The following is a 19794-nucleotide window of genomic DNA, read 5'->3' as shown; positions in this document are numbered from 1 at the left end:
GCCGTAGCGTCGGGCAAAATCTGCGCCAATAAAAACAACAGGGAAACAGATGCTGGATCACACCAATGGGGCGCCAATCGCCCAAATTCAGGGCCTGCGCGTCGAATTTCAAACCAAAGATGGCCCCGTGGTCGGTGTTGAGGATGTCAGTTTCGACATCAATCCCGGTGAGACGGTTTGCGTGGTCGGAGAATCAGGATCAGGCAAATCGGTGTCCTCCCTGTCGCTGATGCGACTGGTTGAGTATGGCGGCGGTGAAATTGCAGGCGGTCGCCTGCTTTTTGAGCGCGGTGAAGAAGGCCAAGTCGATCTCGCGGCCAGCGGCGGCAATCTGATGCGCAAGATTCGCGGCAATGAGATCGGCATGATCTTCCAAGAGCCGATGACCGCGCTGAACCCCGTGTTCACCATCGGCAAGCAGATGACCGAAGGTCTGCGCCTGCATCTGAACATGACCCGCAAAGAGGCCGAGGCCCGCGCGCTGGAGCTGATGAAACAGGTCCGCATCCCTGAGCCGGAGCGGCGTCTCAAGCAGTACCCCCACGAACTTTCAGGCGGCATGCGGCAGCGCGTGGTGATCGCCATGGCGCTGGCCTGCGAGCCGCGCCTCTTGATCGCCGATGAGCCCACCACCGCGCTCGACGTGACCATCCAGGCCGAGATCCTCGCGCTGATGGACCGGCTGAAGCGCGAGACCGGCACCGCGGTGATGTTCATCACCCACGACATGGCCGTGGTGGCGCAGATGGCCGACCGCGTGGTCGTGATGTTCCGCGGCAAGAAGGTCGAGGAAGGCACCGTCGAGGAGATCTTCGAGAACCCGCAGCACCCCTATACCAAGGCGCTTCTGGCCGCCGTGCCGAAACTCGGCGAAATGACGGGCAAGCCATACCCCGAGCCGATGAAACTCTTGGGCACACCCGACAAGGAGATCGTGCCGATCAAGGGCCGCGAAGAGACGCTACTGTCGGTCAAGAACCTGACCACCCGCTTCCCGGTACAGGGCGGTTTCCTGCGCCGCACCGTGGCCAATGTGCATGCGGTCGAGGACCTGTCGTTCTCGCTCAACAAGGGCCAGACGCTCAGCCTCGTCGGCGAATCGGGCTGCGGCAAATCCACCGCCGGACGCTCGATCCTGCGGCTGGTGGAGCCGATGTCGGGGGAGGTGAAGCTCGACGGCGTCGACATCATGTCGCTGGACCAATCTGCGCTGCGCACCGCGCGGCTCGACATGCAGATGATCTTTCAGGACCCCTTTGCCTCGCTCAACCCACAGATGCAGTTGGCCGATCAGGTGGCCGAACCGATCCACAATTTCGGCACCCTCAAGGGCGGGGAGATCAACAAGCGGATCGAGATGCTGTTTGACCGCGTAGAACTGCCGCGCAGCTTCATGCGCCGCTTCCCGCATGAGCTGTCGGGCGGCCAGCGACAGCGCGTTGCCATCGCCCGCGCGCTTGCGCTGAACCCCAAACTCATCATCGCGGACGAAGCTGTCTCGGCGCTGGACGTGTCTGTGCAGGCGCAGGTGCTGAACCTGATGATGGAGCTTCAGGCCGAGATGGAACTGTCGTTCTTGTTCATCAGCCACGACATGGCCGTGGTCGAACGCGTCAGCCACTACGTCGGCGTCATGTATCTGGGCCGCATCGTCGAGATGGGTTCGCGCCAGCGGGTCTTCGAGAACCCGCAGCACCCCTATACGCAGGCGCTGATGAAGGCCGTGCCGATCGCCGATCCGCGCCGCCGCAAGTCCGAGAAGGACCTGAACTTCAAGCCGATCCCCTCGCCAATCCATCCGGTCAGTTACCGGCCCGAGCCTTCGGTCTACCGCGAGGTGGAGCCTGGGCACCATGTGCTGACCACCGACAGCGGCTATTGAAAGAAGACCCATGACCGAACGCCTGACCCCGCTCGAGTTGATGACCAAGCTCATCAGCTTTCCCACCGTGTCGCGCGACACCAATATCCCGCTGATCGACTGGGTGGCCGACTACCTCGCCTCGCACGGGATCGAGAGCCACCGCTACATCGATCCCGAGCAGCCAAAACACGCGCTTTTTGCCCATGCGGGCCCGTGGGAGGAGGGGGCCGTGGTCCTTTCCGGTCACACGGATGTGGTGCCGGTCGACGGTCAGGCTTGGGACACCGATCCATTTACCGTGACCGAGAAGGACGGCCGCTACTACGGCCGCGGCACCTGCGACATGAAGGGCTTCGACGCGTTGGCGATCTGGGCGCTGGTCGAGGCGCATTATGCAGAAGTCAATCGCCCGCTGCAGATCGCGCTCAGCTTCGACGAGGAGATCGGCTGCACCGGCGCGCCGCCGATGATCCAGGCGATGCAGGGCGTGGTGCCCAAGGGCTCGGCGGTGATCGTGGGCGAGCCCTCGACCATGCAGGCGGTGACCGGCCACAAGGGGGGTATCGGATTCAACACCCATCTGGTGGGCTTCGAGGTGCATTCCTCGCTGCTGCACACTGGGGTCAATGCGATCATGGCGGGCGCGAAGCTCATCGAATGGGCCAATGACGTGAACAGCGACAACATGGCCGCCAAGCCGACCGAGACGGCGGCGATGTTCGACCCGCCTTTCACCACCGCCCATGTCGGCGTGATCGAGGGCGGCACGGCCCACAATATCACCGCCAAGGACTGCAAGTTCGCGATGGATTTTCGCGTCGTCCCCGGCGAGGACAAGGACAAATGGGGCACCGCCTACCTCAAGAAGGTGCGCGAGGTCGAAAAGCAGATGCAGGACGTGGTGCCCGAGACCTATATCGAGACCTCGACACGCTTCGACGTGCCCGCGCTCCAGCCCGAGAAGGACGGCGAGGCCGAGCAGATCGTGCGCCAGATCACCGGCGACAACGCCAGCCACAAAGTCAGCTACGGCACCGAGGCCGGGCAGTTCCAAGAGGCGGGCTATTCCGCCGTGATCTGCGGGCCCGGCGACATCGCACAGGCGCATCAGCCCAACGAGTTCATCAAGGTCGCGCAATTCGAGGCCGGTCACGACTTCATGCGCCGTCTGCTGATCCGCTTGCAGGGCTGAGCCATCCCTGACAGACCTGTGGCTGGCCCCGCGCGGGGCCAGTCCTTTCCACGGCCGCCCGGTGCAGCCGCGCGGCGTCAGCCACCGGGGTCCGCATGTCCGCCTTTCCTATCACCCTTGCCACCCCCGCCAGCTACCCGCGCACCCCGCCGCGCGAGAGCGAGGTCGTCGTCATCGGCGGCGGGGTGATCGGCGTCTGCACCGCCTTGTTTCTGGCCCGCGCAGGCAAACAGGTGACGCTCTTGGAAAAGGGCCGCATCGCCGCGGAGCAATCCAGCCGCAACTGGGGCTGGATCCGCCAACAGGGGCGCGACCCGGACGAATTGCCGATCATGGTCGAGGCCGCGCGGCTTTGGCGTGAGCTGGCGCCTGAACTCGACCGCGACATCGGCTTGCATCAGACCGGCGGCACCTATCTGGCGGGGACCGAAGCCAAGATGCAGGGCTATGCCGACTGGCTGCCCCATGCCAAGACCCATGGCGTCGACAGCCGGTTGATGGACGCGGGCGAAGTTGCCAAGGCTTTCCCGGGGCTGGCCGGAACCTATGCCGGGGCGCTCACCACCCCCTCGGACATGCGCGCAGAGCCTTGGGTCGCTGTGCCTGCTCTGGCGGCGCTGGCGGCGCGCGAGGGTGTGAAGATCATCGAGAATTGCGCGGTGCGCCGCCTCGACCTCGCCGCCGGTCGCGTGGCGGGCGTGGTGAGCGAGGCGGGCGCGATCCGCTGTTCCTCGGTCGTGCTGGCGGGCGGGGCGTGGTCGGCGCTGTTCCTGCGCGCCCATGGCGTCAGCCTGCCGCAGCTTTCGGTGCGCGAGAGCGTGCTGGCCACCAATGTGCTGCCCGAGGTTCACGCCGGGGCCGCCGCCGAGGCGGGGCTAGCCTTCCGCCGCCGCGCCGGTGGCGGCTATACGCTCGCCCCCGGCGGGCGGCCCGATCTCTATGTCGGCCCCGATGCCTTCCGCGCCCTGCGGCACTACCTGCCGCAACTGCGCCAAAACCCCTTGGGTCAGCGTCTGCGCGCCGCAGCCCCGCGCGGCTTTCCCGATGCCTGGCGCACGCCGCGCAACTGGGCGGCTGACGCGCACAGCCCCTTTGAGGCGATGCGCATCCTCGACCCCATGCCGGACCACCGCGCCCTGCGCCGGGCGCGCAAACGTTTTGCCGCGCTTTATCCCGATCTGCCGCCCATCACCGCCCGCGCCTTATGGGCCGGGATGATCGACACCATGCCCGATATCGTGCCGGTGGTGGACACCTGCGCGCAGATCCCCGGCCTCGTCATCGGCACTGGCATGTCGGGCCACGGCTTCGGCATCGGGCCGGCCATGGGGCGGGTGCTCTCGGCTCTGGTCATGGGCGACGCGCCGGGCCATGATCTGGGCAGATTCCGCGCCGACCGGTTCAGCGATGGCAGTGCCATTCGCCTCGGCCCGACGCTCTGAGATTATTGGAAAAGGACATTCCATGCCGATCAAGAACCGCTTCGCCGAGACCCACGCCGAGATCACCGCCTGGCGACGTCATCTGCACCAGCACCCGGAGCTGATGTTCGACCTGCCCGAGACCTCGCGCTTCGTCGAGGAGAAGCTGCGCAGCTTCGGCATCACCGACATCACCACCGGTATCGCCCAGACCGGCGTGGTCGCGGTGATCGAAGGGCAGAGCAACAGCTCGGGCCGCACCATCGGCCTGCGGGCGGACATGGACGCGCTGCCGATCACCGAGGCGACGGGGCTGCCGCACGCCTCGAAACACCCCGGCAAGATGCATGCCTGCGGCCATGACGGCCATACGGCGATGCTGCTGGGGGCGGCGCAATACCTCGCCGAGACGCGCAATTTCGACGGGCGCGTGGTGCTGATCTTCCAACCCGCCGAGGAGGGCGGCGGTGGCGGCAATGTCATGGTGCAGGAGGGGCTGATGGACCGCTGGGGCATCGATGAGGTCTACGGCATGCACAACATGCCCGGCCACCCCACGGGGCAATTCGCGATCCGCGAAGGCGCGCTGCTGGCCGCGGCCGACGAGTTTGCCATCACGCTGACGGGCCAAGGCGGCCATGCCGCGGCCCCGCATGAGGCGGTGGACACGAACCTCGCCGCCGCCCATGTGATGATCGCGCTGCAATCCATCGCCAGCCGCAACACCGATCCGCTGAAACAGGTCGTCGTCTCGGTCTGCACCCTGCGCAGCGACACCGACAGCCACAACGTCCTGCCGCATCAGGTGCTTCTGCGCGGGACGGTGCGCACGCTGGATCCGGAGGTTCAGGATTTGGCCGAGCGTCGGCTGCACGACCTCACACGCCTGACGGCGGAGGCACATCAATGCCGGGCCGAGATCGACTACCAGCGCGGTTACCCGGTCACCCGCAACCATGCCGATCAAACCCGCTTTGCCGCCGAGGCCGCCGATAAGGTCACCCCCGGCACCGATCGCGACACCCCGCCGATCATGGCCGGAGAGGATTTTTCCTATATGCTCAATGCGCGACCGGGTGCCTATATTATGATCGGCAACGGGGAAGGGGCGACGGTCCATCACCCGGAATATGACTTTGACGACGCCGCGATCCCGGCGGGCTGCTCATGGTTCGCGCAGGTGGTTGAGGACCGGCTGGCAAGGGCGTAAGCATGTCGCAGATAAATGCGACTGCATGAAAATCAGCGCCCAACCCAACTCCGGAGGATACTTCCTAAATGCCCGTTAAGAACCGATTTGCCGAGCTGCATGACGACATTACCGCATGGCGCCGCGACCTGCATGAGAACCCCGAGATCCTGTTCGAGACCCATCGCACCTCGGCCACCGTGGCCGAGAAGCTCCGCAGCTTCGGCTGCGACGAGGTGGTCGAGGGCATCGGCCGCACCGGTGTCGTCGGCGTGATCAAGGGTAAGGAGACCGGCTCGGGCAAGGTCATCGGGTTGCGCGCCGACATGGACGCGCTGCCGATCCACGAACAGACCGGGCTGGACTATGCCTCCAAGACCGATGGCGCGATGCATGCCTGCGGCCATGACGGCCACACCGCCATGCTGCTCGGTGCAGCGCAATACCTCGCCGAGACCCGCAACTTCGACGGCACCGTTGTGGTGATCTTCCAGCCCGCCGAAGAGGGCGGCGGCGGCGGTCGCGAGATGTGCGAAGACGGCATGATGGAGCGTTGGGGCATCCAAGAAGTCTACGGCATGCACAACTGGCCGGGCATGCCCACGGGCTCCTTCGGCATCCGCGCAGGCTCGTTCTTCGCCGCCACCGACCAGTTCGACATCACCTTCGAAGGCCGCGGCGGCCATGCTGCCAAGCCGCATGAGACCGTCGATACCACCGTCATGTCGGCGCAGGCCGTGCTGGCGCTGCAGACCATCACCGCGCGCAACGCCGACCCGGTGGAGCAGATCGTGGTCTCCGTCACTTCTTTCGAGACCTCCTCGAAAGCCTTCAACGTGATCCCGCAGAAGGTGCAGATCAAAGGCACCGTGCGCACCATGTCCGCCGAGATGCGGGAACTGGCCGAAAAGCGCATCAACGAGATCTGCAACGGCATCGCAGGCACCTTCGGCGGCAGCGCCGATGTGACCTACCATCGCGGCTATCCGGTCATGGTGAACCACGAGGAGCAGACCGAGTTTGCTGCCGACGTGGCGCGCTCGATTTCCGGCCAATGCGAGGAAGCGCCGCTGGTGATGGGGGGCGAAGACTTTGCCTTCATGCTGGAGGAGCGCCCGGGCGCCTATATCCTCGTCGGCAACGGCGACACGGCGGCGGTGCACCACCCGGAGTATAACTTCAACGACGAAGCCATTCCGGCGGGTTGTAGCTGGTGGGCAGGCATCGTCGAACAGCGGATGCCCGCGGCCTGATCTTACCATCGGTAATGCCTAGAGCGCGCCTCCCTTGGGGGGGGGCGCGTTTTGCTTTGGGGGCTAGCCGCGCTCCCAAAGCGCGTTGTAGACGGCTTCGATCCCATCAGCCTCGGCCCGGGCGCTGAAACGCTGTTCAGCCCAGTGGCGCGCGGCCTCGGAGAGGGCGGCTTGATCCTCGCGCTCTAGCAAGGAGAGCGCGGCTTGGGCCGCAGCCTCTGCCGCACCCAATGGCACGACCTTGCCCACGCGGCCCCCGTTCGAGAAAGCGCCGTAATAGCCCGCATCGCTGCCCACGAAAGGCACGCCTGAGGCCAGCGCTTCGAGCGGGACCATGCCATAGCCCTCGTAGCGCGGCAGTTGCACCACCAGCGACAGGGCGCGCATCAGTTTCGGCAGGTCGGCAGCGGGGTATTCGCCGATGAAAAGCAGCCGGTTGGCAAGGCCCGCGGCCTCGACCTGCGCCTTGAGCTTGTTCGAAAACGCCTCATGTTTGCCGCCCGCCCGGCCAATCACCAGCGCCACCGCGCCGGGGCGTTGGGGCAGCAGGCGCAGCATGGCCTCGACGAAAAGGTCGGTGCCTTTCTCAGGCCGGATGCGCCCCACGGTGGCGATGCCATAGGTACCGCCAAAGCCCAACTGCTCCCAAGCGTTCGCCCGGTTGGTGGCGGGGGAAAAGACATCGGTGTCCACCCCATGCGGCACCACGGCGCGGACATGGGGCACAAACTCCGCCGCGCGTTCGGTCGTAGCGATTACCGCGTCCATCTGCCGGATCAACCAACGCGGATAGGCCGAATGCAGCCGCTGCGCGGCAGAGGTAAAGACGATCCGGATATTTGCGCCACGCACATCGCGCAGCCAAAGCGCGCTGCGCATTTCCGTGTTGCGGCGCACATGCCAAATGGCGAAGGGGCGGTCTTGGGGGGGATGCTTGCGGGTGATCCGCCCCGCCGCGACGCGGGTCAGCGGCACCGGACAGCCGGGCAGGGGCTGGCCCACCAGCGTCAAGTCATGCCGGTCGACCTGTTGCCGGATCACATTGGCCGCCGTGGCCGAGACCCCGGTGAAATTAAGGTTGTAGTTGGTGACGAAAAGCTCAGGCATCGCTGTCCCCTCGCAGGTGCAGGGCCGTGATCAGCCGCTCGGCAATACTGTCGAGCTTGTCGGTCTGCCCTGCGGCATAGGCCTTGGCCGCCGCCACCCCGGAGGCGCGAGCGATGTCGTTGCGCAGCAGATCCCCCACACGGTCCGCCAAGTCCTGCGTGCCGGCGACGAGCCGCGCTGCACCTGCGGCTTCCATCTCGGCATAGGTCTCGGCAAAATTGGCGACATGGGTGCCCGAGAGCACCATCGCCCCGGCCTGCGCGACCTCATAGGGATTGTGCCCCCCGATCGGGTGCAGCGACCCGCCCAGAAAGACGATGTCGGATAGCGCGTACCATGTGCCCAACTCACCCAGAGTGTCGGCCAGATAGACCTGTTCGCGCGGCATGTCGCCCCGTGTTCGACGCCCATGCGTCAGACCGTAGCTGGCGATGAGACCGGCGACCTCGTCACCGCGCTCGGGGTGGCGGGGGACAAGGATCAAGCACAGCTCGGGGATGCGCTCCAGCAGTTGGCGATGCGCCTCTAACACCGCTTTCTCCTCGCCCGGGTGGGTTGATGAGGCGATCCAGACAGGGCGGCCCTCCAAGGCCTCCCGCGCCTCGGCGATGGTCTCCTCATCCTGTGGCAGGGGGCCCGCCATGGACTTGAGGTTGATCCCCGGCGTGACCCGGTTAGCCGGGGCGTTGATCGTGGTCATGGCCCGGGCCATCGCGTCATTCTGCGTCAGGATCAGGTCGAACACGCCAAAGAGGAACCCCGCCAGCGCGGGCCGTTTCTGCCAGCTTTCGATTGAGCGTTGCGAGAGGCGGGCGTTGATCAGCGCCATCGCCGTGCCCCGCGCATGGGTCCGCCGCAGCATCTGCGGCCAAAGCTCGCTTTCCACGAAGAGCGCCGCATCGGGGCGCCAATGGTCAAGGAAACGTTTCAGCGGGCCGGGAGCGTCGAGCGGGGCGAACTGATGCCGTGTGCGCGGGGGCAGGCGGCTGCCCACCAAACGGGCCGAGGTGGCGGTGCCGGAGGTGATGAGGAAATGCGCCTGCGGCAGGGCGTGCCCCATCCGGTCGATCAGCGCCAGAACCGACAGGCTCTCCCCAACGGAGGCTGCGTGAAACCAGATCAACTGCCCCTCGGGGCGGGGATGGCTGGCATGGCCCAGCTTTTCGCGCGCGCGTTCCGGTGTGACCTCGGCGCGGCGCAGTTTGGCCATGGAGCGCCGCCCGGCCACGGGCAAGATCACACGGCTCGCCGCGACCCATGCCCGGTAGAGAAACGGCACAGCCAAAGGTTCAGCCGCCCGTGTGGCTCATGTGGCGGGGCATCTGCCCGTCGACACGCTGCCGCGAATAGTCGAAATCATGCCCCTTGGGCTTGCGGTCGATGGCCGCGCGAATGGCCTCTTGCAACGGCAGGTCCGTGTCCGGGTGGTCGCGCAGAGGCTTGCGCAGGTCGGCCACGTCTTCTTGGCCCAGACACATGAAAATCTCGCCGGTGCAGGTGACCCGCACGCGATTACAGCTTTCGCAGAAGTTATGGCTCAGCGGGGTGATGAAGCCGATCTTCTGCCCGGTCTCTTCCAGCCGCACATAGCGCGCGGGGCCCCCCGTGCGCTCGGCCAGATCGGTGACGGTGTAATGCTCGGCGTATCGCGCGCGCACGTCGCGCAGCGACCAGTATTGGCCGAAGCGATCCTCGTTGCCCAGATCGCCCATCGGCATGACCTCGATCCACGTAAGATCTATGCCCCGCGCGGCGCACCATTCGGTGATATGCAGCAATTCCGGCTCGTTGAAGCCCTTGAGCGCCACGGCGTTGATCTTGATCTTCAACCCCGCCCGCTGCGCCGCGTCGATCCCGCGCAGCACCTGCGGCAGGCGGCCCCAGCGGGTGATATCCGCAAATTTCTGCTCGTCCAGCGTATCGAGGGAGACATTCACCCGGCGCACCCCAGCGGCATAGAGATCGTCGGCGAAACGCTCCAACTGGCTGCCGTTGGTGGTCAGCGTCAGCTCCTTCAGCTTGCCGCTGTCGAGATGCCGTTTCATGCCGTCGAAGAAGGTCATGATGCCGCGCCGGACCAGCGGCTCGCCCCCGGTGATGCGCAGCTTCTCGACGCCGAGGTCGATGAAATTGCTGCACAGGCGGTCCAATTCCTCCAGCGTCAGCAATTCCTTCTTGGGCAGGAAGGTCATGTTCTCCGACATGCAGTAGACGCAGCGAAAATCGCAGCGGTCGGTGACGGAGACGCGCAGATAGGTGATCGCGCGCATGAAAGGGTCAATGAGGGGTGCTGTCATGCCTCATAGGTAATGCCCCGCCCAACCCGGGGCAAGCGCCATTTGGGCGATTGATAAGGGGGCAGGGCGCGGATAGGCTGCGCGGATGACACGTATAATCTTACCGCTTTTCATCGCCGTCGCCACCGCCGGTTGCAGCAACCTGCCGGAACGCCTCGGCATGGATGCCAGCCAGTCTGAGCCTGCACCCGCATCCGCATCGGTCGATGCCACGGCTGAGGTTGCAACTCCGAGCGCAGCGCCGCCCGCCGCCTCTCCCATCGCCACCGCAGGCAGCAGCGCCGAGGCGCTGGATACCACCACGGCGGCAGAGCGCGAAGCGGCCACCCGCGCGCCCGCCAGCGCCGGTGCCGCTTTGGGGTCGACCGTGGTCAGCTTGGGCAGCGCGACGGAGCCGGGGCTGTGGTTGAAAACACCTCTGGTCGACGCCGAACAGCCGGGGCGGGTGACCAACCCCGCGACGGGCAAATCCGCCGCGGTGACGCTGATCCCGCTGGAGGGGCCCGCAACCGCAGGCAGCCGCATGTCGCTGCCCGCCTTGCGTTTGATCGGCGCGTCGCTGACCGACCTCACAACGGTCGAGGTCTCGACCGAAGGCTAAGGATCAGCCTGCGCCCTCTGCTTTTTTCAGCAGGCGCAGGGCTTCTTTCACCGCAAAAGGTTTCATCGCCTCCCCATGGGCGGCGATGAAGGCGCGGGTGCGGCCAGCGTCGTGCTTTGACAGGTCGCGCAGCCACCAGCCGATGGATTTTTGAATGAACCAGCGGTGATCCGGCACCATCGTCGCGGCCCAGCCGAGGATACGGTCGCGGGCGGTCAGTTCCTCAGGCTTAGGATTGTTCTGTTTGGTCCATGGCAGGGTAGAGACGAGCGCCGCGCGCCGCGTCCAAAGGTGATCCGAGGCGACCCAATCTTCCACCTCGTCCAAGCGGGTGGGGTCGGCCACCAGACGTTTCTGCGCCGCCATGCTGGCATGATCGGCAATCGCCCAACTGTCGAAATCCGCGGTCCAGCTTGCGATCAACGCCCAACCGGCCTGATCATCGGGGCGCAGCCGCGCTTGGGTCAGCAATTTGGCTGCTGCCACACGCGCCTCGAAAATGTCGGACTGCCACAGCCCATCGGCGAGGGCGACACGGCCTTCGACATCCAGCGCCGCCCGCCACGTTTGCGCAAGCGCCGCGATCTGTGGGTTGGTCAGGCCGAGATAGCGCCGATCGGCCTTGTGATAGGCGCGCATCTCTTCCGCGCGGGCCGGGTTGGCCTGCGCTTCGAGCTCTTCCAATGCGGTTTCGGGGGTCATTCCACCGTCACCGATTTCGCCAAATTGCGCGGCTGGTCCACATCCGTGCCCTTCGCCACGGCGGTGTGATAGGCCAGCAATTGCGCCGGAACCGCATAGAGGATCGGCGCCAGCGCATCCGGCACCGGGGGCATCTCGATGCTGAACCAGACGCCGTCATTGGCCTCGGCTTGACCTTTGGCATCGGAGATCAAGATCACCTTGCCCTTGCGCGCCATGACCTCTTGCATGTTGCTGACGGTCTTGTCGAATAGCGCGTCGCGCGGGGCCATGACGACCACCGGCACATGCTCATCTACCAGCGCGATGGGGCCGTGTTTCAGCTCACCCGATGCATAAGCTTCGGCGTGGATGTAGCTGATTTCCTTGAGTTTCAACGCGCCTTCAAGGGCGAGGGGGTACATCTGGCCCCGGCCAAGGAACAGCACGTCGCGGGCATGGGAAAGCTTGAGCGCGGCCTCTTGCATCGCGTCGTTTTGTTCAAGCGCGGTGCTGATAGTCGCGGGCAGCCCGCGCAGGGCTGAGATGTGATCGGCGAAGGTGTCTGCGCTGATCACCTCGCGGTCCCGCGCGGCTTTGAGCACCAGCGCGAAGAGGACGACCAACTGGCAGGTGAAGGCTTTGGTCGAGGCCACGCCGACTTCGACCCCGGCGTAAATCGGCAGCGCCAGATCGCTTTCGCGGGCGATGGAGCTTTCCGGCACGTTGACGACCGAAAGGATGCGCGCGGCCTTGCCCTCGCAATAGCGCAGGGCGGCCAGCGTGTCGGCGGTCTCACCCGATTGGCTGACGAAGACCGCCAGAGTCCGGGGCGGGATCGGCGGTTCACGGTAGCGGAATTCCGAGGCGACATCGATCTCGACCGGCAGGCGGGCGATCTGCTCAAACCAGTATTTCGCGGTGAAACAGGCGTAGGAGGCCGTGCCGCAGGCGACCATGAGGATCCGGTCAAACTGCGTGAAATCAATGTCCTGCGCGCTGATGTTGATCTCACCCTCGGGGGTGAGGTAGTGGCCGATGGCCGCGCCGATCACGCCGGGTTGCTCGGCGATTTCCTTGGCCATGAAGTGTTTGTGCCCCGCCTTGTCGATTCGGGTATTGTCGATTTGCACGGATTTGATCGCGCGGTTGGCAAGCGCCCCGTTGCGGTCGGTGATCTCCACCGAGGTCCGGGTGATGACGGCGCAATCCCCTTCTTCGAGGTAGGCAATCTGGTGGGTCAGCGGGGCAAGCGCGATGGCGTCGCTGCCCACATACATCTCACCCTCGCCATAGCCGATGGCCAAGGGCGAGCCTTTGCGCGCCGCGATCATCAGGTCGTCGTGCCCGTCAAAGAGAAAAGCCAGCGCAAAAGCGCCTTCGAGGCGGGCAAGCGTCTGTTTGGCGGCCTCTACCGGGCCTGCGCCCTGCGCCATGTGATGCTGGGTCAGGAGGGCGACGGTCTCGGTATCGGTCTCGGACACGAATTGCGCGCCATGTTCGGCCAGTTCGGCCCGCAACTCGCGGAAGTTTTCGATGATCCCGTTATGCACCACGGCCACTGGTCCCGCCTGATGCGGGTGGGCATTGGTGACGCTCGGCGCGCCATGGGTGGCCCAGCGGGTGTGGCCGATGCCTGACTTCCCCGCCAGCGGCTCATGCACCAGCGCGTCCGAGAGATTTACCAGCTTGCCCAAGGCGCGACGCCGCTCAAGCTTGCCTTCGTTCAGGGTCGCGATTCCCGCGCTGTCATAGCCGCGATATTCCAGCCGTTTCAGCGCTTCGACCAAGATCGGCGCGACTTCATGGGTGCCGAGCACCCCGACAATTCCACACATAATTAGCTGCCTCTCTGCAATTTTGCCTTCTTGGCCTTTAAAATTTCGAACATTTTTCGCGCCATCCCGGGTTTCTCAACTTGCGGGGCGCGCGAGAGGGCCAGCGCCTCGGGTTCTACGTCCGAGGTGATGACCGAGCCCGAGCCGGTCATCGCACCCTCGCCAATGGTCACCGGGGCCACGAGCATGGTGTTCGACCCGATGAAGGCGCCCGCGCCGATGGTGGTGTGATGTTTCATCACCCCGTCATAATTGCAGGTGATCGTGCCCGCGCCGATGTTGCTGCGCGCGCCGACGGTGGCGTCGCCGATGTAGCTCAGGTGGTTGACCTTGGCCCCTTCGGCGATCTGCGCATTCTTCACCTCGACGAAATTGCCGATGCGCACGTCTTCGGCCAGTTCCGCGCCGGGGCGCAGCCGGGCGTAGGGGCCAACCACCCCGCCGCGTGAGACATGGCACCCTTCGAGATGCGAGAAGGCGCGGATGGTGCTGCCGGATTCCACGGTGACATTCGGGCCGAAGACGACATTCGGCTCCACCACCGTATCGCGCCCGATGAAAGTGTCGCGCGACAGGAAGACGGTTTCGGGGGCGACCAAGGTCACGCCGTCTTCCATCAACAGATCGCGGGCGCGGGATTGGAACGCGGCCTCGGCCCTCGCCAGATCGGCGCGGGAGTTGACGCCCATGGTCTCGGCCTCGTCGCAGGTAACGACCGTGGCGCTGCGGCCCTCGGCGCGGGCGATGCCGATGATATCGGTGAGGTAGTATTCTTCCGAGGCGTTGTCGTTGCCGACCTTGTCGATCAGATCGAAGAGCAGTTTGGATTTGCAGGCCACCACGCCGGAGTTGCACAGAGTAATAGCGCGTTCTTCGGGGGTTGCGTCTTTGAATTCGACGATCCGCTCCAAGGCGTCGCCCTGCATCACCAAACGGCCATAGCGGGCGGGATCGGCGGCCTCGAACCCCAGAACCACCACATCATGTGTCGCCAGCGCTTCCTGCATCTTCTCAAGCGTCTCGGGCTGGACGAAGGGCGTGTCACCGTAAAGCACCAGCGCCATGCCCTCGAACCCATCCAATGCCGGGCGGGCCTGTGCCACAGCATGGGCCGTGCCCAATTGCTCGGTCTGTTCGACGACCTGCGCGTCTTCGTCAAAAAGCGTGGCGGCGGCGCGGACTTGATCAGCGCCGTGCCCGGCCACCACGACCGTATGGCGCGGGCCGAGCATGGCGCCCGCGGCCATGGCGTGTTCCAGCATCGGGGCGGAGGCCACGCGGTGCAGCACCTTTGGCAGGTCCGAGTTCATCCGTGTCCCCTTGCCCGCGGCGAGGATGATCAATGCAGTTTCCATGTAAATCTCTTTGTCCTTCAGCTTGCATTCTCTTTACGCGCTTCGCACAAAGGCGCAAGGTTGCGGCCCATCAAACTAGGTTGCGGACTGCAACACGATGCCATTTTGCAAGGCGGGGTTCCGCCCAAGGAGTATCCAGTGAAGACAGTGGTTTTCGATCTCGACGGCACCTTGGCCGATACCTCGGGCGATTTGATCGCCGCTGCCAATGCCTGTTTCCGTGACATGGGCGAGGGCGATGTGCTGGTCCATGCCGAGGATGCGGGCACCGCGCTGCGCGGCGGGCGGGCGATGCTGACCTTGGGGATGCAAAAGCTGGGCCGTGCCGATGATGCGGCGATGATCGACCACTATTACCCGATGCTGCTCGAAGCCTATGGGCGGGACATCGATACCCATACCATCATGTACCCCGGCGCGATGGAGGCTGTGGCCGCGCTCAAAGCCGCGGGCTACCGCGTGGCGATCTGCACCAACAAACCCGAGGCTTTGGCGGAGTTGCTGCTGACCCGTCTTGGCGTGCGGGACGCATTCGGTGCGATGCTGGGGGCCGATACGCTGGCCGTGCGCAAACCTGACCCCGAACACCTGTTCGAAACCGCCCGCCGTGCCGGGGGCGATCCGGCGCAATGCGTGTTGATTGGCGACAGCGACACCGACCGCAAAACCGCCAAAGCCGCAGGGGTTCCTTGCGTGCTGGTGACCTTCGGCCCCTCGGGCGAAGACATGGCCGCGCTGGAGCCCGAAGCGCTGTTGGACGATTTCGCCGACCTGCCGGAGGTCATCGAACGTTTAATCGGCAAAGCCGCCTGATGGCCGAGCGGTTTACCGGTAGTTTCACGCAGCAAGAGCCGATCCCCGAAGATGCGATCGAGGCGGCGGTGGCGGTGATGCGCCACGGCCGGTTGCACCGCTATAACACAGCCCCGGGGGAGGTGGCCGAGGTTGCCCTGCTGGAGCAGGAATTCGCCGCGATGACGGGGGCGAAATACTGCCTCGCCGTGGCCTCGGGCGGCTATGCCATGGCCACGGCCCTGCGCGCAGTGGGGGTGAAACCGGGCGACCGGGTGCTGACCAATGCCTTCACACTCGCCCCGGTGCCGGGGGCGATTGCCTCGCTCGGCGCGGTTCCGGTTTTTGTCGACGTGACTGAACGCTTGGTGATCGACCTCGACGATCTCGCCGCCAAGGCGGATCAGGCCGATGTGCTGCTGCTCAGCCATATGCGCGGCCATCTGGTGGACATGGACGCTCTGATGGCGCTTTGCGATGCGCGCGGCATCACGGTGATCGAAGATTGCGCCCATACGATGGGGGCGGCGTGGAACGGCAAGCCCTCGGGCACGCAGGGGAAACTGGGGTGTTATTCCTGCCAGACCTATAAACATGTGAACGCGGGCGAGGGCGGGTTGCTGATAACCGATGATGCCGAGGTTGCGGCGCGGGCGATCATGCTGTCAGGGTCTTACATGCTCTATGACCGCCACACCGCCGCGCCGGGGCCGGAGGCTTTTGAGACGATCCGCTATGAAACGCCTAATATTTCGGGCCGGATGGACAACCTGCGCGCTGCGGTCCTGCGCCCGCAGTTGCGGCGGCTGCCGGAACAGGTGGTCCGCTGGAATGAGCGTTATCGGGTGATTGAGGCGGGGTTGCGCGACACGCCGGGGCTCACGGTCATCGACCGGCTCGAGGCGGAGGGCATCGTCGGGTCGTCAATCCAATTCCTGTTGAAAGGTTGGTCGGCAGAGGATGTCGAGGCGGTGCTGGCGCGCTGCGCTGCGCGCGGGGTGGAGTTGAAATGGTTCGGCAGGGCCGAGCCTATGGGTTTCACCAGCCGTTACGACACATGGCGCTATGCGCGGGCTGAAAAAATGCCCGCCAGCGATGCGGTGCTGGCGGGGTTGATCGACATGCGCGTGCCGCTGACCTTTTCGCTGGAGGATTGCGCCTTGATCGCGCGGATCATCCGGGCCGAGGTCAGCGCCGTTTTTCAGGGGGGCTAGGCTTAGAAACGGATGGTGCCGTGTTTGCCCATGTCGGGATTTTGGCCGGTCATCTGCGCCTTGCCGATCTCATAGAGGAACTTGAACCCACCATCGGTCGCCCAAACCTCGGCTTCGGTGAGGTCAAAGCGGATCAGCTGCACATCCGGGTCTTGCTTGCCGTCCTCGAACCATGCGCCCGCGATGGCGTTCCAAATCTTGTCCAACTCAGTCGGGTTGGTCACGGCGGAAACATGGCCGTCGATCCGCGCCCAGAGGGATTCGTCCTTGCTGGCGATCAGGTATTCAGCGGCGGCGCGTCCTTCGGCGGATTGCGCCAGATCGGTGCCTTTGGCGGTGATGAACCACAGCACGGCGGCGCGGTCGTCTTCGTCGATGTAATGGGTCATCGGGATCGCGCGGGCGGTCTTGGTCATCAGCATCCCGGCGCGGGTGTCGTCCAGACGGTCCCAGAACTCTTTCTTCAGATCATCGCTCATTTGCATCTCGCTTTGTTGTAGTGTTCGCTTGGTCGCAGGGCCAACCCGCCGCGGCGCGGGGCGGTTCCACATCGCGCCGCTTGACGCAAAGCGGGCGGGGCGGTAGGTAATGAACAAGCGTTCAATAAATCGGGGGGAGAAGCCGTGTTCAACGCAAGTATGCAGTTTGATCTGGGAGAAGACGTCGCGGCCATGCGGGAGATGGTGCACCGCTGGGCGCAGGAGCGCATCAAGCCGATGGCCGCCGAGATCGACAGCAAGAACGAATTCCCCGCCGAGCTTTGGCAGGAAATGGGCGAGTTGGGCCTGCTGGGCATGACCGTCGAGGAAGAGTTCGGCGGCTCGGGGCTGGGCTATGTCGCCCATACCGTCGCGGTGGAAGAGATTGCCCGGGCCTCGGCTTCGGTCTCGCTCTCCTACGGGGCGCATTCCAACCTCTGCGTGAACCAGATCAAGTTGAACGGCACCCCGGAGCAAAAGGCGCAGTTCCTGCCCAAGCTCTGCTCGGGCGAGCATGTCGGTGCGTTGGCCATGTCCGAAGTGGGCGCGGGCAGTGACGTGGTCAGCATGAAGCTGCATGCCGAGAAGCGGAACGACCACTTCCGTCTGAACGGCAACAAGTATTGGATCACCAACGGCCCCGACGCCGAGACGCTGGTGGTCTATGCCAAGACCGACCCCGAGGCCGGCTCCAAAGGCATCACCGCCTTCCTGATCGAGAAGTCGATGAAGGGGTTCTCGACCTCCAAGCATTTCGACAAGCTCGGCATGCGCGGCTCCAACACCGCCGAGTTGATCTTCGAGGACTGCGAAGTGCCCTTCGAGAACATCCTCGGCGAAGAGGGCAAGGGCGTGCGCGTGCTGATGTCGGGCCTCGATTACGAGCGCGTCGTGCTGGCGGGCATCGGCCTCGGCATCATGGCCGCCTGTCTGGACGAGATCATGCCCTACATGGCCGAGCGCAAGCAGTTCGGCCAGCGCATCGGGGATTTCCAACTGATGCAGGGCAAGATGGCGGATATGTACACCGCGATGAACTCGGCGCGGGCCTATGTCTACAGCGTGGCGCAGGCCTGTGACCGCGGCGACGTGACCCGTCAGGACGCGGCGGCCTGCTGCCTCTATGCCTCTGAGCAAGCCATGGTGCAGGCGCATCAGGCGGTGCAGGCGATGGGCGGCGCGGGCTACCTTTCCGATAACCCGGTGGGCCGCATCTTCCGCGATGCCAAGCTGATGGAGATCGGTGCGGGCACCTCCGAGATCCGCCGTATGTTGGTGGGCCGTGAGATGATGGGGGCGATGTGATGCGCGCCCTCCTGCTGGGCTGCGCGTTTTTGGCGGGGCCGGTATCCGCGCAGGACATCACCTATTCCGATGCCGCCACGGCGGACTGTCTGGCCGGGGCCGAGGAGTTCACCGACCAGCGCGCCTGCATTGGCCTGTCGGCCAACCTCTGCATGGAGGGGCCGGGCGGCTATTCGACCGTCGGCATGGGCGGGTGTCGCGATGCTGAGTTGACCTTTTGGGATGGCCTGCTGAACGAGAATTACCGCGCCCGCATGGTGCAGGCGAAATCCGCCGATGAGGAGAATGCCCTCTACCAACCGCAACTGCCTTCGCAGGCCGAGGCGCTGCGTGACATGCAGCGCGCGTGGATTACCTTCCGCGATGCCGCCTGCGATTATGAACGCAGCCAATGGGGCGGTGGCACAGGCGGCGGACCTGCAACCTTGGCCTGCCTGATGCAGATGACGGGGGAACAGGCGCTGCGTTTGGGGGCGGCCTATTAACCGCGTCTCGCTGTGTCGGCCAAACAGGACGGAGGGATCAGGATGGAAAACCTGATAGAACTGGAGACAGAAGGCGGTGTGATGCACCATTTTCTGCCTTGGCTGATCGAGGGTTTCGAGATCCTCGCCGCGGTCATCGACATTGCCGCCATCATTCTGCTGCTGATCGGGGCGGCACGTTTCCTGACCGGGGTGACGATCGCCGAGATCGCCCAGAAGGGGCCAGAGCGCGTCCGCCGCACCAACCGCGAGCGGATCGAACTGGGGCGCTACATCCTTGCCGGGCTGGAGCTTTTCATCGTCTCGGACGTGATCCACACCGCCATCAGCCTGCGGTTTGCGGACCTGCTCTTCCTTCTGATGCTGGTCATCATCCGCTCCATCACCTCCTACTTCCTTGACCGGGAACTGGAGCAACTGAAGAAGGAACTTGGCCGTGACTGATTATTCCGATCTCAATGCGCTCTACGTCAACTGCTCGCTCAAGAAGACCCCGGGCGACAGCCACACCCAGCTCTTGATGAACGCCAGCGCGGGCATCATGGAGGCGCAGGGCGTGGGTGTCGAACATCTCTACTTGCTGGATTACCAAGTGCCACCCGGCGTCTATCCTGACATGACCGAACACGGCTGGGACCGCGACGACTGGCCCGCGATCTGGCAAAAGGTGCTGGCCGCCGACATTCTGATCATCGGTACGCCTTTGTGGCTGGGCGAGGAA

The 19794-nt window shown here is 64.8% G+C and carries 19 protein-coding genes; 12 read left to right on the top strand and 7 right to left on the bottom strand.

Annotated features, from left to right (window positions below):
* The first annotated feature begins 49 nt into the window (after positions 1-49).
* The 5 genes from FCK22_RS02185 to FCK22_RS02165 all read left to right on the top strand — a co-directional run bounded on the left by FCK22_RS02185 (position 50) and on the right by FCK22_RS02165 (position 6919).
* Positions 50-1882 carry an ABC transporter ATP-binding protein gene (locus FCK22_RS02185; RefSeq protein ID WP_067263334.1) on the top strand — a complete coding sequence of 611 codons (1833 nt, stop codon included), beginning with the start codon at positions 50-52 and terminating at the stop codon, positions 1880-1882.
* 10 nt (positions 1883-1892) lie between these two features.
* On the top strand, positions 1893-3056 hold the full coding sequence (gene argE, locus FCK22_RS02180) for an acetylornithine deacetylase (protein WP_067263336.1): 1164 nt from the start codon (positions 1893-1895) through the stop codon (positions 3054-3056).
* A gap of 95 nt (positions 3057-3151) precedes the next feature.
* Positions 3152-4498, top strand: coding sequence for an FAD-binding oxidoreductase (locus FCK22_RS02175; protein ID WP_067263338.1), 1347 nt, complete (start codon positions 3152-3154; stop codon positions 4496-4498).
* A gap of 22 nt (positions 4499-4520) precedes the next feature.
* Entirely contained in the window at positions 4521-5687 is a 1167-nt protein-coding gene (locus FCK22_RS02170; protein ID WP_067263341.1) for a M20 aminoacylase family protein, read from the top strand.
* A gap of 68 nt (positions 5688-5755) precedes the next feature.
* Positions 5756-6919: a M20 aminoacylase family protein gene (locus FCK22_RS02165; RefSeq protein ID WP_067263343.1), complete on the top strand. Its 1164-nt coding sequence runs from the start codon at positions 5756-5758 to the stop codon at positions 6917-6919.
* Positions 6920-6982: 63 nt separating this feature from the next.
* On the opposite strand, the gene FCK22_RS02160 is transcribed toward FCK22_RS02165, so the two are convergent.
* The 3 genes from FCK22_RS02160 to moaA are packed head-to-tail and all read right to left on the bottom strand — an operon-like array spanning position 6983 to position 10323.
* Positions 6983-8026, bottom strand: a complete 1044-nt coding sequence (locus FCK22_RS02160) for a glycosyltransferase family 4 protein (protein WP_136720173.1) — start codon at positions 8024-8026, stop codon at positions 6983-6985.
* Positions 8019-9311: a 3-deoxy-D-manno-octulosonic acid transferase gene (locus FCK22_RS02155; protein WP_067263348.1), complete on the bottom strand. Its 1293-nt coding sequence runs from the start codon at positions 9309-9311 to the stop codon at positions 8019-8021. Before FCK22_RS02155 ends, FCK22_RS02160 begins: the two co-directional genes overlap by 8 nt.
* Before the next feature lie 4 nt (positions 9312-9315).
* Positions 9316-10323, bottom strand: coding sequence for a GTP 3',8-cyclase MoaA (gene moaA, locus FCK22_RS02150; protein WP_067263351.1), 1008 nt, complete (start codon positions 10321-10323; stop codon positions 9316-9318).
* Between the two features lie 85 nt (positions 10324-10408).
* On the opposite strand from moaA, the gene FCK22_RS02145 reads away from it, so the two are divergent.
* Positions 10409-10924 (top strand): hypothetical protein, encoded by a 516-nt coding sequence (locus FCK22_RS02145; RefSeq protein WP_067263354.1) that lies wholly within the window; start codon positions 10409-10411, stop codon positions 10922-10924.
* Positions 10925-10927: 3 nt separating this feature from the next.
* On the opposite strand, the gene FCK22_RS02140 is transcribed toward FCK22_RS02145, so the two are convergent.
* From FCK22_RS02140 to glmU, 3 genes are read right to left on the bottom strand one after another with little or no spacing between them, the layout of a single operon-like run.
* Positions 10928-11626 (bottom strand): DNA alkylation repair protein, encoded by a 699-nt coding sequence (locus FCK22_RS02140; RefSeq protein WP_067263356.1) that lies wholly within the window; start codon positions 11624-11626, stop codon positions 10928-10930.
* Complete coding sequence (gene glmS / locus FCK22_RS02135) at positions 11623-13443, bottom strand: glutamine--fructose-6-phosphate transaminase (isomerizing) (RefSeq protein ID WP_067263358.1); 1821 nt, start codon at positions 13441-13443, stop codon at positions 11623-11625. Before glmS ends, FCK22_RS02140 begins: the two co-directional genes overlap by 4 nt.
* Positions 13444-13445: 2 nt before the next feature.
* A complete protein-coding gene (gene glmU, locus FCK22_RS02130) occupies positions 13446-14798 on the bottom strand; it encodes a bifunctional UDP-N-acetylglucosamine diphosphorylase/glucosamine-1-phosphate N-acetyltransferase GlmU (RefSeq protein WP_067263360.1) in 1353 nt (450 codons plus the stop codon).
* 138 nt (positions 14799-14936) lie between these two features.
* Between glmU and FCK22_RS02125 the strand changes: the two genes are divergently transcribed.
* Both FCK22_RS02125 and FCK22_RS02120 read left to right on the top strand, forming a co-directional pair.
* Positions 14937-15611 (top strand): HAD-IIIA family hydrolase, encoded by a 675-nt coding sequence (locus tag FCK22_RS02125; RefSeq protein WP_067263363.1) that lies wholly within the window; start codon positions 14937-14939, stop codon positions 15609-15611.
* Entirely contained in the window at positions 15611-16804 is a 1194-nt protein-coding gene (locus FCK22_RS02120) for a DegT/DnrJ/EryC1/StrS family aminotransferase (RefSeq protein ID WP_067263366.1), read from the top strand. The genes FCK22_RS02125 and FCK22_RS02120 overlap by 1 nt, the downstream gene beginning before the upstream one ends.
* 2 nt (positions 16805-16806) lie before the next feature.
* Here FCK22_RS02120 and FCK22_RS02115 read toward each other — a convergent pair whose 3' ends face one another.
* Positions 16807-17283 carry a pyridoxamine 5'-phosphate oxidase family protein gene (locus FCK22_RS02115; RefSeq protein WP_067263367.1) on the bottom strand — a complete coding sequence of 159 codons (477 nt, stop codon included), beginning with the start codon at positions 17281-17283 and terminating at the stop codon, positions 16807-16809.
* 144 nt (positions 17284-17427) lie between these two features.
* Here FCK22_RS02115 and FCK22_RS02110 point away from each other — a divergent pair, with 144 nt between their 5' ends.
* The 4 genes from FCK22_RS02110 to FCK22_RS02095 all read left to right on the top strand — a co-directional run.
* Positions 17428-18588 (top strand): isovaleryl-CoA dehydrogenase, encoded by a 1161-nt coding sequence (locus FCK22_RS02110; protein ID WP_067263370.1) that lies wholly within the window; start codon positions 17428-17430, stop codon positions 18586-18588.
* Entirely contained in the window at positions 18588-19073 is a 486-nt protein-coding gene (locus FCK22_RS02105) for a lysozyme inhibitor LprI family protein (protein WP_067263387.1), read from the top strand. Before FCK22_RS02110 ends, FCK22_RS02105 begins: the two co-directional genes overlap by 1 nt.
* Before the next feature lie 42 nt (positions 19074-19115).
* Positions 19116-19517 (top strand): DUF1622 domain-containing protein, encoded by a 402-nt coding sequence (locus FCK22_RS02100; protein ID WP_067263390.1) that lies wholly within the window; start codon positions 19116-19118, stop codon positions 19515-19517.
* A partial coding sequence (locus tag FCK22_RS02095) for an NAD(P)H-dependent oxidoreductase (RefSeq protein WP_136720199.1) occupies positions 19510-19794 on the top strand: 285 nt, incomplete at its 3' end. The genes FCK22_RS02100 and FCK22_RS02095, both read left to right, overlap by 8 nt.

Origin of the sequence: Sulfitobacter sp. 15WGC (assembly GCF_005068605.1) — a bacterium.
GTDB classification, from domain to species: domain Bacteria; phylum Pseudomonadota; class Alphaproteobacteria; order Rhodobacterales; family Rhodobacteraceae; genus Sulfitobacter; species Sulfitobacter faviae.
The sequence above is the reverse complement of the archived record's forward strand: the minus strand, read 5'-3'. Positions and strand labels throughout refer to the sequence as shown.

Bases quoted from the DNA above. Each gene is read 5' to 3' on its own strand.
- FCK22_RS02185 (WP_067263334.1), top strand. From the start codon at position 50: ATGCTGGATCACACCAATGGGGCGCCAATCGCCCAAATTCAGGGCCTG.
- argE (WP_067263336.1), top strand. From the start codon at position 1,893: ATGACCGAACGCCTGACCCCGCTCGAGTTGATGACCAAGCTCATCAGC.
- FCK22_RS02175 (WP_067263338.1), top strand. From the start codon at position 3,152: ATGTCCGCCTTTCCTATCACCCTTGCCACCCCCGCCAGCTACCCGCGC.
- FCK22_RS02170 (WP_067263341.1), top strand. From the start codon at position 4,521: ATGCCGATCAAGAACCGCTTCGCCGAGACCCACGCCGAGATCACCGCC.
- FCK22_RS02165 (WP_067263343.1), top strand. From the start codon at position 5,756: ATGCCCGTTAAGAACCGATTTGCCGAGCTGCATGACGACATTACCGCA.
- FCK22_RS02160 (WP_136720173.1), bottom strand. From the start codon at position 8,026: ATGCCTGAGCTTTTCGTCACCAACTACAACCTTAATTTCACCGGGGTC.
- moaA (WP_067263351.1), bottom strand. From the start codon at position 10,323: ATGACAGCACCCCTCATTGACCCTTTCATGCGCGCGATCACCTATCTG.
- FCK22_RS02145 (WP_067263354.1), top strand. From the start codon at position 10,409: ATGACACGTATAATCTTACCGCTTTTCATCGCCGTCGCCACCGCCGGT.
- FCK22_RS02140 (WP_067263356.1), bottom strand. From the start codon at position 11,626: ATGACCCCCGAAACCGCATTGGAAGAGCTCGAAGCGCAGGCCAACCCG.
- glmS (WP_067263358.1), bottom strand. From the start codon at position 13,443: ATGTGTGGAATTGTCGGGGTGCTCGGCACCCATGAAGTCGCGCCGATC.
- glmU (WP_067263360.1), bottom strand. From the start codon at position 14,798: ATGGAAACTGCATTGATCATCCTCGCCGCGGGCAAGGGGACACGGATG.
- FCK22_RS02120 (WP_067263366.1), top strand. From the start codon at position 15,611: ATGGCCGAGCGGTTTACCGGTAGTTTCACGCAGCAAGAGCCGATCCCC.
- FCK22_RS02115 (WP_067263367.1), bottom strand. From the start codon at position 17,283: ATGAGCGATGATCTGAAGAAAGAGTTCTGGGACCGTCTGGACGACACC.
- FCK22_RS02105 (WP_067263387.1), top strand. From the start codon at position 18,588: ATGCGCGCCCTCCTGCTGGGCTGCGCGTTTTTGGCGGGGCCGGTATCC.
- FCK22_RS02100 (WP_067263390.1), top strand. From the start codon at position 19,116: ATGGAAAACCTGATAGAACTGGAGACAGAAGGCGGTGTGATGCACCAT.